The organism is Spiroplasma endosymbiont of Amphibalanus improvisus (genome assembly GCF_964030645.1).
In the GTDB taxonomy this organism is placed as follows: Bacteria; Bacillota_I; Bacilli_A; order Mycoplasmatales; family Mycoplasmataceae; genus CAXIPX01.
In genome coordinates this window covers 331254-343672 of record NZ_CAXIPX010000003.1, presented here as the reverse complement: position 1 = coordinate 343672, position 12419 = coordinate 331254, and the positions used below count along the sequence as shown (strand labels likewise).

The 12419-nt window shown below is 26.0% G+C and carries 10 protein-coding genes and 1 tRNA gene; 9 read left to right on the top strand and 2 right to left on the bottom strand.

Translation table 4 applies throughout. The features are described from left to right. The first annotated feature begins 1 nt into the window (after nucleotide 1). Nucleotides 2–532: a tRNA (cytidine(34)-2'-O)-methyltransferase gene (locus AAHM77_RS01930; protein WP_342252454.1), complete on the top strand. Its 531-nt coding sequence runs from the start codon at nucleotides 2–4 to the stop codon at nucleotides 530–532. A 29-nt stretch (nucleotides 533–561) separates the two neighbouring features. On the opposite strand, the gene AAHM77_RS01925 is transcribed toward AAHM77_RS01930, so the two are convergent. Beyond that, nucleotides 562–1191 (bottom strand): lipoprotein, encoded by a 630-nt coding sequence (locus AAHM77_RS01925; RefSeq protein WP_342252453.1) that lies wholly within the window; start codon nucleotides 1189–1191, stop codon nucleotides 562–564. 160 nt (nucleotides 1192–1351) lie between these two features. On the opposite strand from AAHM77_RS01925, the gene AAHM77_RS01920 reads away from it, so the two are divergent. Beyond that, nucleotides 1352–2665, top strand: coding sequence for a hemolysin family protein (locus AAHM77_RS01920; protein WP_342252452.1), 1314 nt, complete (start codon nucleotides 1352–1354; stop codon nucleotides 2663–2665). Between the two features lie 2 nt (nucleotides 2666–2667). Here AAHM77_RS01920 and trpS read toward each other — a convergent pair whose 3' ends face one another. Next, on the bottom strand, nucleotides 2668–3684 hold the full coding sequence (gene trpS / locus AAHM77_RS01915; protein ID WP_342252451.1) for a tryptophan--tRNA ligase: 1017 nt from the start codon (nucleotides 3682–3684) through the stop codon (nucleotides 2668–2670). 95 nt (nucleotides 3685–3779) lie between these two features. Between trpS and AAHM77_RS01910 the strand changes: the two genes are divergently transcribed. The 7 genes from AAHM77_RS01910 to AAHM77_RS01880 all read left to right on the top strand — a co-directional run bounded on the left by AAHM77_RS01910 (nucleotide 3780) and on the right by AAHM77_RS01880 (nucleotide 12407). After that, the gene (locus AAHM77_RS01910) at nucleotides 3780–4577 is read left to right on the top strand and encodes a diacylglycerol kinase catalytic domain-containing protein (protein WP_342252450.1); all 798 of its coding nucleotides are present in this window, start codon (nucleotides 3780–3782) and stop codon (nucleotides 4575–4577) included. A 151-nt stretch (nucleotides 4578–4728) separates the two neighbouring features. Then, nucleotides 4729–6399, top strand: a complete 1671-nt coding sequence (locus AAHM77_RS01905; protein ID WP_342252449.1) for a ribonuclease J — start codon at nucleotides 4729–4731, stop codon at nucleotides 6397–6399. Between the two features lie 54 nt (nucleotides 6400–6453). Next, the gene (gene rpmG / locus AAHM77_RS01900) at nucleotides 6454–6603 is read left to right on the top strand and encodes a 50S ribosomal protein L33 (protein ID WP_342252448.1); all 150 of its coding nucleotides are present in this window, start codon (nucleotides 6454–6456) and stop codon (nucleotides 6601–6603) included. Between the two features lie 73 nt (nucleotides 6604–6676). Beyond that, complete coding sequence (locus tag AAHM77_RS01895) at nucleotides 6677–9535, top strand: DNA translocase FtsK (protein WP_342252447.1); 2859 nt, start codon at nucleotides 6677–6679, stop codon at nucleotides 9533–9535. 127 nt (nucleotides 9536–9662) lie between these two features. After that, the gene (gene uvrC / locus AAHM77_RS01890) at nucleotides 9663–11450 is read left to right on the top strand and encodes an excinuclease ABC subunit UvrC (RefSeq protein ID WP_342252446.1); all 1788 of its coding nucleotides are present in this window, start codon (nucleotides 9663–9665) and stop codon (nucleotides 11448–11450) included. Between the two features lie 29 nt (nucleotides 11451–11479). After that, nucleotides 11480–11556, top strand: a tRNA-Arg gene (locus tag AAHM77_RS01885). Nucleotides 11557–11633: 77 nt separating this feature from the next. After that, on the top strand, nucleotides 11634–12407 hold the full coding sequence (locus AAHM77_RS01880) for a DUF3196 family protein (protein WP_342252445.1): 774 nt from the start codon (nucleotides 11634–11636) through the stop codon (nucleotides 12405–12407). Nucleotides 12408–12419 lie beyond the last annotated feature (12 nt).

The following is a 12419-nucleotide window of genomic DNA, read 5'->3' as shown; positions in this document are numbered from 1 at the left end:
TATGGGATATTCAAAGTTAAATATTGTACTATTTGAACCAGAAATTCACACTAATGTTGGTGCTATTATGAGAACTGCTTCAGCTTTAAATGCTAAATTACATTTAATTGAGCCATTCGGTTTCTTCTTTGATGAAAGATTTGAAAAATCTTTAAATAGATCAAGTGCAAATAATGTAAAAAATGTTAATTATACATTGTATGATGATTGAAATGATTTTATACAAAAACATCCTAATAAAAATTTTTATTTCAGCACACGTTACGCCCAAAAAATTTATACTGATTTTAATTTTCAAGAAAATAAAGAAGAATTTTTTTTAATTTTTGGCAAAGAATCAACAGGCATTCCGATACCAATTTTGAAACAACATTTAGAAAATTGTATGCGTATACCCATGCAAGATAATGTGCGTAGCTTAAATTTATCTAATTCAGTGAGTATCATCTCTTATGAAATTTTAAGACAATTAAATTTTGAAAATTTGGCAAAAAAAGAAGTCCAAAAAGGACCTAATTTTTTATTAAAATAATTATTTAAAAAAATACCGTTAAACATATTTTATTCAGCATCAGGATCAGGTGGTGATGGTACTGGATCTGTAGTGAAATCACCATAAATTAAATAATGAAATATTCCGCCAATAAATTCTTGATATTTGTCAGGAGCACCAACTTGAAAACCGGAAAATTCTCCATCATGAATAAAAATAAATAAAGGTAAACCATCTAAACCAATATCTTCTCTAGATAACTCAAGATTTTTATAATTATCATTATTAGAATTAAAATCTTTATATCAATTAACAATTCAGTCGCTCATCGATTTTACAGAATCATCTTCATAAGCACTTTCTTCAGATTCAACTTGATAGTGCAGAAAATCAATTTCTTTAAAATCTTCTTTACCATAATCAGGTCATCTGTGCAGAGAACTTGGGTCATTATAAATTTCACTTCAACTTGCTGATGCTAATTCTGGAGTGTCAAAATGATCTTTCCAAATATTGTAGTAAAAGTCTTCACAAAAAGGACAATCATCAGCCCCTACATAAATAACGGCATTGCGTTTTTGATCTAATTCTGGAAGAAATGTAGAATTATAAAAGTTATCATCACTACAAGAAATAACACTAACTGCCGGAACCACTGCAATTGACAATGAACCTAAAAAACTTACCAGTTTTTTCATAATAACCTCAAAGTAAATATAATGTAAAAATAATAATATATTTTTAAAAAACTTACAAGATTTTTCATTAATTTCATTATAAAAATAAGATTAAAAATTATCTTAAAATATGGTAAAATTATAGTATATGTTCTTTTTGAAAGTTATATAAGGTCTTAAAATGTCGGATAGTTCGATGTATATAATTTTATTGTCAATAATGTTCGTTTTGCTTTGCTTAACTTCGTTTTTTAGTTTTGCAGAAACAGCTTTAACTTCAATTAATTTAATAAGAATTAAAAGTATTGCTAAAAATAGTAATAATGATTATTCAGTAAAAAAAACTAAACAAGCGAAACGAGTTTATCGTTTTGTAAAAGATTATAATCGAACACTAATGACAATTTTATTGGGTAATACGATGGCCAATACAGGTTTGGCAACTATTGGTGCAGTTTTCATAGGTTTTTTTATACAAGAACCTACAATTTCGATGTTAGTGTCTACTTTTGGGTTAGGTATATGCATTTTAATTATTGGTGAGGTTTTACCAAAAACCATTGCTAAATCTAATCCAGAAAAAATTTGTATGTTTTTATCTAGACCAATTATTTTTTTCATTTATTTTTTATATCCATTTACATGATTAATTACTTTAATCAAAATTACCCGTAAGGATCCAAGCGCGACAGAAAAAGAACTTTTAGAGTTATTGAAAACCATTGAGTCAGAAGGTGTAATTGAAAGTGCAGAAAAAAATTTAATTGAATCTGCAATTAAATTTGATGATAAAAAAGTTGGAGATATAATGATTCCAATCAAAAAAGTTTCAACGATTGACATTAACTCCACATTCGCTGATTTTAAAAAAGTTTACAATAAAAGCCATTTTTCAAGAGTCCCAGTTTCCGATTCATCAAATGGAAACATTGTAGGTTTTGTAAATGTTAAAAATATTTTAAACTTAATTATCGGTGATGATGAATTTGATCCTTCTAAAATTATGAGTGAATGTGTTTATGTTGATTTTAACGATAGCTTAGATAAAGTGTTAAAAGTTATGCAATCTGAAAGAGTGCACATTGCATCTGTTATCACTAAAAAATCAAAAAACAATAAAGCTCTAGGGATTATCACATTTGAAGATTTAATCGAGGAAATAGTAGGGCAAGTTTATGATGAAAAAGATCATATTGGTCAAGTTGTAGATGTCGGTAATCAATCTTTTCATGCTGAAGGAAATTCATTATTATCTCAAATTTTTCCAGAAAAATTAAAAATAGAAGTTCCTGAAGAATTTAAAAATAAAACATTGTATAGTTGATTTGCCGATCAAATTCATATTACTAATGAAAATGAAATTAATGATAATTCAGAATTAGTTTATAAAAATTATTTATTTACAATTAAAAAATATGACAAAAATAAACAAAAAATTATTTTTGAAATTGAAAAATTATTAGGTCCTGATGAAGATAAAACTTTAATAAAATAATATTATTTATAATTTAATCCAAGTTTATCAAAAACTAATTCAATTTTTTTATGCGCAACCTTTCTAGCCTTATTTGCTCCATAAATAATTAATTCATCTAATTTTTTCGAATTAATTAAATTATTGTATTTTTTTTGAATGTCTGAAAGCAAGATGTTAATTTCTTTACTTATTTCTTGTTTAAATTCACCATAATTTTTCCCTTCAAAAAAAACAACAGCCTCTTCAATTGTTATTTTTCGAAGACAACTATAGATTGTTAATAAATTACTAACACCAGGTTTTTTAACTTCATCATAATAAATTTTATTTTCGGAATCAGTAACTGCTGAATTTATTTTTTTAATAACGACCGCTGGTTCATCTAGCATTCGAATAAAACTTTTTGGATTTTCACTCGATTTTGACATTTTTTTATCAGGATTTTGCAAGTCTTTAATTTTACTTCCAGTAGTTGCGATGTATGGTTCCGGAATGGTGAATAAATCAGTTTTAGTTTTGTTGTTTAAACGGATTGCTAAATTTCTAGTTAATTCAATATGTTGTTTCTGGTCCTTGCCGACAGGCACTAATTCTCCGTCATAAAGTAAAATATCGGCAGCCATTAGAGTGGGATAAGTTAGAAGTCCAGAAGGGATATAATCACTTCCGTTTTTACCCTTAATTTTTGATTTATCCTTAAATTGTGTCATTCTTTGCAACTCGCCAATTGTAGAGTGACATAAAAGTATATGCGCTAAATTCGCATGCTCCAAAACATCACTTTGCACAAACAAAGTTATTTTTTCAGGATCCAAACCACAAGCAAAATAAAGTGCAAACATGTTTTTTATATTATTTTTAAGTTCTTCACGTTCTAATTCAGCAGGATTTGTGATTCCATGAAGATTTGCTACAAAAATAAATAAATTATTTTTATCTTGCAACTCTACAAAATGACGAATTGCTCCAATATAATTACCAATTGTAATATCTCCAGTAGAAGTTATACCTGATACAATAGTTTTATGTTTAATCATTTATCTATATTCCTTGAATAATGTTTCTTTATTAGCATATAATAATTTAAAATATTTGTAAATTTAAAATTATTTATTTAAAAGGTGTTTTGATAATGAAATATAATATTGTTAGTAATGATTACAAAGAATCTTCTGAATTAAAAAACAAATTGCAAAAAGCATTAGATGAAAATAAGATTTTTGAATTATCAAACGACAACCCTCAGGTAGTTTTTATCATCGGTGGAGATGGAACATTTTTAAAAACTATTAATAAATTTCAGCATTTATTGTTTAATGATGATTTTTATTTAGTACCCATTAAAGCGGGTTCTTTAAATTTTTATAGTACTTTTAATGAGACGAATTTTTTAGAATCTTTAAATTTATTAAAAAACATTCAAAATGAATTTATTGATAAATTGTCTTTATTGGAAGTTGAATTACCAGATAAAACAAGATATGCCATTAACGAAATTAAAGTAATTGATCATGTTAAAACCTTATCTACAAAAATTTTTGTTAATGATGAATTGATAGAAAATTTTACTGGTAGTGGAATAGTGATGGCTACCAAAACCGGCTCAACTGGTTATATTAAAAGTATTCAAGGTTCAATAATTTTAAGTGAATTAGAACTTTGAGAAATAGCGGAAATAGCACCTCTGTCAAATGCTGTTTTTTCCACAATTAATAGTCCAATAATAATGGATAAGAATCAGATTATTTCACTTGAAGGAAAATTAAAAGGGAAAAGTATTATTATAGATACTTTTGAATATAAATTAGAAGTTGATAAACTACAGATTAAAATAGCAGAAAAATATTTAAAGGTGTTAGTTAATCCCGACAATAGAATGACAATTACTTGTCGTTTAAAAAAAACACTGACACATAATTTAAAAAAATAATTAAATATTTAACTATAAACATTATTTAACTATTTTTTTGCTATTCTTAATTATTTAGTTTAAAATGTTGTTAACTTTTTTATTATATCTGTATTTAAGTTGTAAGAGATAATTTTAAATAAAATATAAATATTTAATTGTGAGGTTTTGAATGGCAAATATTAACTTTTTTGCTCTTGGTGGTTTAGACGAAAGAGGGAAAAATCTTTATGGTATAAATGTAGACGGAGATATTTTTTTATTTGATTTAGGAGTTAAAAATCCAGATCGTGATACTTTAGGGATTGACACTGTCATCCCAAATTTTGAATATTTGAAAAAAAATAAAAAAAACATTAAAGGTGTATTTGTTTCAAAAGTGAGCGCAGAAAATTGCAATGCAATAGCTTATTTATTAAAAGAAATCAATGTTCCAGTTTACGGTAGTCAAATGTTATCGAAGGTTTTAAAATTTAATTTGACTCAATTTAAATTATTTAATCGTTTCAGTAATTTTGTTTTAATAAAAAATCATCAAATAATAAATTTTGACAAAGTAAAAATAGAGATTTTTTCTACTACTACAGGAGTTCCTAATTCTTTTGGTTTTGTAATCCATACTGCAGATGGAAAAATAGTTTACACTGGTGATTATATTTTTGATAATTCAAATAACGAAATTTTTGCTACTGATATTCAACATTTATCAAAAATAGGGATGGACAAAAATGTATTATTACTTTTGTCAGAATCATCATCTGCTTTAAATTCTGGTTTTACAGCACCTGATCACAAAATAACAAATTATATTTCAAAATATATAAAAGAGTCAAAAGGAAGAGTGATTTTCTTTTGTTTTGATCAGGATATTCATAAAATATATGAATTGGCTAATTTATTAGAAAATTCAGATTTTGATGAAATTGGAGTGTATGGTCAAAATTTAATAGAGGCTTTAAGTTTAAAGAATGGTAAAGAATATTCAATAGGCAATATTAAGTTAAAATTACTTGTGAATCTAAAAAATAAAGAACGTAATGCAATTATTGTTACAGGAACAGGTCAAAAACTTTATAATCGTTTAATTCGTATCGCGCAAGACTCTGATGATTTAATGAAAATTAGAGAAGATGACACAATTATTTTAGCAACCCCACCTGTTTCAGGAAATGAATTAAGTCACGCTAAAGTATTAGATGAACTAACAAGAACTAATGCTAAAGTAGTGACACTGAGTTCTTCAAAAGTTAAAACAATGAATGCAAGTTATGAAGACATCAAGCAAATGGTTAGTTTAATTAAACCAAAGTATTTTATTCCTGTACGTGGTCTTTACAAAGATTTCATAGGGGCTAAAAATGCAGCAATTGAAGCAGGTGTTTCGAAAGAAAATGTTTTGATTGCGGATAATGGTCAATTATTTAACTTTAAGGATAAAGAGTTTAAGAAAAATAATATTTTAAAAATCCCATGTGGTGACACATTTGTTGATGGAATTGGAATTGGTGACATTGGTCCGATTGTGTTAAATGATAGAAAACAATTGGCAAACGACGGGGTTTTAATTGTAGGTGTGGCGATCGGAATAAAAACCAAAAAAATTATTTCAACTATTGATATCCAAATGCGTGGTGTTATGTTTATCAGCGAAACTAAAGAAATTTTTAAAAAAATTGAACAAATCATTACTAGTGTCATTGATGAGCATCGCTTTAAATTTGAACAAGAAAAAGAATTTGATCTAAAAAATGTTCGTTTTGATATGCAAAACAAATTGTCTTATTTTTCTAAAAAACAAATCGGTAAAAATCCAATTATTCTTTCAATAATTAAAGAAATTTAATTATTTTATGTTATATTATATATATTGTTTTATTTTTTAAAATAGGAGCCAAAAATGCGCGAAGGTATTATTTTACGTTGTATAGATTGTAAAAATGAAAATTATATCTCTAAAAGAAATAAAAAACAAAATACAAATAAAGTAGAAGTTAAAAAATATTGCAGTAAATGCAATTCTCATATTGTTCATAAAGAGAAAAAATAAATTTTACAAAATAATAATCACTGAATTTATAAATAATAATAAAATTGAATAGTACATAAATGGGTAAATACTGATGGGTCGAAATGAAAAAAAAACAGGGTCAATTTTTCATATTACAAAGATTATAAGATATAAAGATAGTATTGGCTGAATAATAAATTCATTTTTAATTACATTATTTCTAATTATTTCAATAGGACGTTTGACTATTGTTGGTCAATTTTTTGATGATGTTTTATTTGATTTTTTATTTGGTTGGTTTAAATATATTTTTTATAGTATTGCAATTATTTTTCTAACATTTTATATTTTTGGTAGAAAAATATTATTGAACAAAAGTTTCATATGATTTTCACTTATATTTGCAGTTGTTTTATTATGAACTACCAGTTCAATCAGTATTATCGCCGATAGTGTCAATAATAAAAAAATCCCTGCGTGATCAATAGATAATTTTATAACCATAAACCATTCATATTTTTTAAATTGAAAAAATAATTCAATTTTTGGCACTAATGAACAACTGAATTTATGAGGTTTTAATGGTTCATGGATGAAACCATATTCAGGAGGAGGGTTCATAGGAGCAATTATCTCTTCAATTACTTCATATTTAACTATATATGGTTCGGCGTTAGTTTCGATAATGTTTAGTTTGATTATATTTATCAATTTCTTTTTAAACTCTACTGAAAAAGAACCTTCAAAAAAATCTTTAAAATTATTTAGATTATTTAATTATTCTAACTTTTCAAAAGAAAGACAAATTAACTACTTGAATGATTTTAATTCTAATCAAGTTTTACATGAAACAACTCAAGGAGATATAACTTTGCAATATTCAGGTATTGATATTGCTAATATTGCGAGTCCTTTAGAAAATGTGTTGCATGGTGTCGGGAATAACCCTAAACAAGATTTAGGTAAAACCCAGATAATTAATTTTAATTCTGATGATAGTTACACTACAGAATTTCAACAATATAATAAGAGCAAACAATTCAATCCTAAAAAAGCTAAAACACCTTTCATTAAACCTTCTAGATCAACAAAAAAATGAGATAGAAAAAGTCAAATGCCAGAAGAAAATAAAATTATTTTGCCTGATGATTACAAAGAAAGACTAAAAGGATTGCCAGTATACAAAAATGCTTATGGGAAAAATGTGACTTTAGAAAAAGCACGTGAACATTTTTATGAACAAAGCTCAGTTACTCCATTCGGTATTGCTGGTAAAACAGATCCATGAACTTTAAACTCTAAAAAAGAATCAACTAATTCTGATGATAATTTCAAAAATATTCAAAATCAATCACCAAAAGAAATGTATCAACCAAATAATAATTTTGATTATTTAGATGATGATTATAGTGAAGAAGATGTTTTATATCATAATTCAGTTGATGAAAATTTTAAAAAAACTGCTCCAAATGTATTTATTCACCAAGAAATGCATCGTTCAAATAATAATTCAAATCCAGATTTTAAAAATCAATTTGCAAACAATAATAAAAATATTAATTATCGTTTACCATCAATCACGATTTTAGATGAACCCAAATTAAACACAAAGAGCATTGAAATTAATAAAAAAGAAGCTTTAAAAAAAGGGGAAGATTTAAATACACTATTTTCTGAATTTAATATTAATATAAAAGTTAAAAATATTGTTATAGGACCTTCAATTACTAAATTTGAAATTGTTTTAGCTCCAGGTGTAAACGTTAGAAAAATAAAAAGTATCGAAGAAAACATTAAAGTAGTTTTAAAAACAAAATTTATTCGTATCGAAGCGCCAATCCCTGGAAAATCTGCCATTGGTGTAGAGGTAGCAAATGCCGTTCCCGATAAAGTGTTTTTCTCACAAATTATAAATGATAAAGGTAAATCTAAATTATCCTTAGCAATTGGAAAAGAAGTTGATGGAACCCCTTTGTTAGCAGATCTAAAAACAATGCCCCATTTATTAATCGCAGGTTCTACTGGTTCTGGAAAATCTGTATGTATTAATTCAATTATCGCTTCTCTTTTAATGGGTTCAAAACCTTCAGAAGTGAAGATTTTGATGATAGATCCTAAAAAAGTAGAATTAAGTTCTTATGATGGAATCCCTCATTTATTAGCTCCAGTAGTAACTGATACTAATCATGCTAATAATGCATTAAAAAAAATGGTATTAGTAATGGAGGAACGCTATAACATATTAAAAAAATCGAATTCTAGAGATATTAAATCATATAACAGCAAAGTTAAAAAATCAGAGGCGATGCCATATATCGTTATTATTATTGATGAATTAGCAGATTTAATGATGACTAGTGGAAAAGAAGTAGAAGATTCTATTAGGCGTATTACACAGTTAGCGAGAGCTGCTGGGATCCACTTGATTGTTGCAACACAACGTCCTTCAACTGATGTGGTGACCGGAGTTATTAAAACTAATATCCCTTCAAGAATTTCATTTTCTGTTGCTTCATTTGTAGACTCTAAAACTATTCTGGACGCTTCAGGTGCAGAACGATTGGTAGGTAAAGGTGATATGTTATATTCTCCTTCGGATGATAATAATTTCATTCGTGCTCAAGGAGCATTCATTAACGATCGTGAAATTCAAGAGTTAATAAATTATACAAAAAATCAACAAGAAACAGACTACTGAGATGAATTTTTAGATTTAAACGACCTTCCTTCCGAAGAAAACGGAGGTTCATATGGAACAGATGAATTTAATGATCCTATGTTTGAAAGAATCAAATGTTATGTTATTGAAACTCAAAAGGCATCAACATCATTTATACAAAGAAAATTTCAAATTGGATACAACCGTGCTGCACGAATTATAGATTATTTAGAAGATACAGGAGTGATTGGACCAGCTAATGGCACAAAACCACGTGAAGTATATATTTCGAATTATGAACAATATAATTAATAATCGCTACCATCTATTTTAGAACAAAAACCAACAAAATTTTTTGTTGGTTTTTCTTATTTTATTTTATTGAAATTATGGTAAATGGTATTATTTATTGATAATAAACTGAAATGAAAGATTTAAAATGATAAATAAAAATGATGATTTAATTGAACAAGTTAAAAATTTAACTAATGAACCAGGTTGTTACTTATATTTTAATTCCAAAAATCAATTAATATATATTGGAAAAGCCAAAGCATTAAAGAAAAGAGTTTTAAGTTATTTTAGCGGTCCTAAAGATTTTAAAACTACAAAATTAGTATCAGAGATTGATCACTTGGAATTTATAATTACGAAAACTGAAAAAGAAGCTTTGATTTTAGAACATAATTTAATTAAGAAAAATAAGCCAAAATATAATATTTTATTAACTGATGACAAAAGGTATCCTTATATAGCCATTACTAACGAAGTGAATCCTACATATAAATATTTAAGAACTTTAAAAAATTTAAAATATAAAAAAAGTTACGGACCATTTCCTGACGGAAGCAAAGCAAAGCAAATATTAGAAATATTAGAATACTTGTATCCTTTGCATCGTTGCCAAAAAATAAATCAACCTGAACCATGTTTTTATTTTCATATCAACCTTTGTTCTGGAGCTTGTTTTAAAAAAATAGAAACAGATTATTATAATAAAATGATTTATAAAATTAATCGCTTTTTCAAAAGTAATACTAAAGAAGTGGCACAAAAACTAAAAACACGAATGTCAAAATTGGCAGATAATTTACAATTTGAAGAAGCAAATAAAATTAAAAAAATAATTCAAGTTATCGAATGAACAACAGAGGCACAAACGACAGAATTAACTAAAAATATTAATGCTGATTTTATTAGCTATCAAGTTTTAGATAATTATTTCTTTGTAGTAATTTTATTTTTTAGAGAGGGCAAATTAATAAATAAAAATAGTGATCATTTAAAAATTAATTTAAATGATAAAGAAGAAGATTTGATTAATATCTATTTACAAGAAATTTATTCGAAAAACATCAAACCAGATAAAATATTTTTAAATGTTAATCATGATTTAGAAAAATTAGAATTATTTTTTGAAAACATCTATAAACCAAAAACTAAAAATGAGTATGCCGTTATGGAAATGGCTACTAAAAATTTAGATGAATTAATTGAAAATTATCTAATTAAACAAAAACTGAAAAATAGTATTAGTCCTTTAGAGAGTTTAGAAGAATTAAGACAAACTTTACAATTGACAGAAATTCCTTATCAAATTGAAATTTTTGATATCGCCAACATTTATCAAGAGCATATTACAGGTGGTTGTTGTGTTTTTAAAAATGGTGTTGCTAATCGTAATAATTTCCGTAAATATAATCTAGATGAAAGTTTTACCAATGATTACAGTAGAATGGAGGAGACAACTAGACGTCATTATTCAAAGATGTTGAAAGAAAATAAACCCTTACCAGACTTAATAATTGTTGATGGCGGAAAACCGCAAGTGACTGCTTTAGGAAATACATTAAACAAATTAAGTTTAAAAATACCTTACATTGGTTTAGCTAAAGATGAACGACACAAAACTAATTTATTAGTATTAAGCGATAAAAGTGAAGTAATACTAAACAAAAATAGTAAAATGTTTTATTTATTATCTAAATTTCAAGAAACTGTTCATCAATATGTAATTACACATTATAGAAATAATAAAAATAAGGATGTACAAAAAACAACATTAGAAACAATTAGAGGTATTTCACAACAAAAAGCTAACTCCTTGTATAAAGAATTTGGTGATATTGAAAAAATGAGACAAGCCAATTTTGAAGCATTAAATGCTATTGTGAAAAATAAATCAACTACAGATAATTTGCAAAAATTTTTAAAAACATTTAAATAATAAAAAAATATGGTATTATATTTTTAAATGCCCTCGTAGCTCAGCAGGATAGAGCACGCGCCTTCTAAGCGTGTTGTCAGGGGTTCGAATCCCTTCGTGGGCGCCATTTAATTTTTAACACCTTTTTTCTTTATTTTTAAAAGAGAAAAGGTGTTTTTATATTATTAGAAAAGTGAGAAAATTATGAGTAACATTAATCATTATGAAGAAACTCTTGAAAAAATTAAAAAACAAATAAAAGATCAAAACATTGAAATAGCCAATAAAATTTTAGATGAAGAATTAAGTATGCCGTATATCCCTGAGGATTATGAGATAAAATTTGTAAATTTAAAAAAAGAAATTTTAATTAGTATGGGTAAAAAATATGCTTCAGAGCACATTATCATTGCCCCTGAGCAATGAGAGAATATTTTGTTGAATTCAAATGACCCACAAAGTGAAATAATGATCATCAATCAATTGGTAGAAAGTAATATTCGAAAACATTTAGAATTATGCAAAAAATATTTTTTATTAGAAGATTCGGAAATTAATAAAATTGAACTTTTAAAAGCTTTAAATGATCAAAAAATTGATGAAACTTTTGAAATAAGTTGATACAAGAAAAAAAGAAAGATTAACCCTGTAGAAATTGATTGAAAACATTGAAATCAATTATATGATCAAATCAATACTGCTATAACTGGTTTTCTGGAAATTGATGAACCAAGTCTTATCCCTTATTCTGAAATAATTCTTAAGGATTATATTTTCAATAATATATTTGAGGAACAATTTATAGAAAAATCAAAAGAAGAAAAGAACATTGCCTTAATAGTTATATATTTAACTAAAATTTGAAATGGTGATGAATTAAAATTAGCTGATTTTGTAAAATTACATTGTTTAAAAAATGAAGAATTAAAATATCATATTAATTTATTAATAAACATGAAATACTGAAGAGAAAATTAATGTTATAAATTA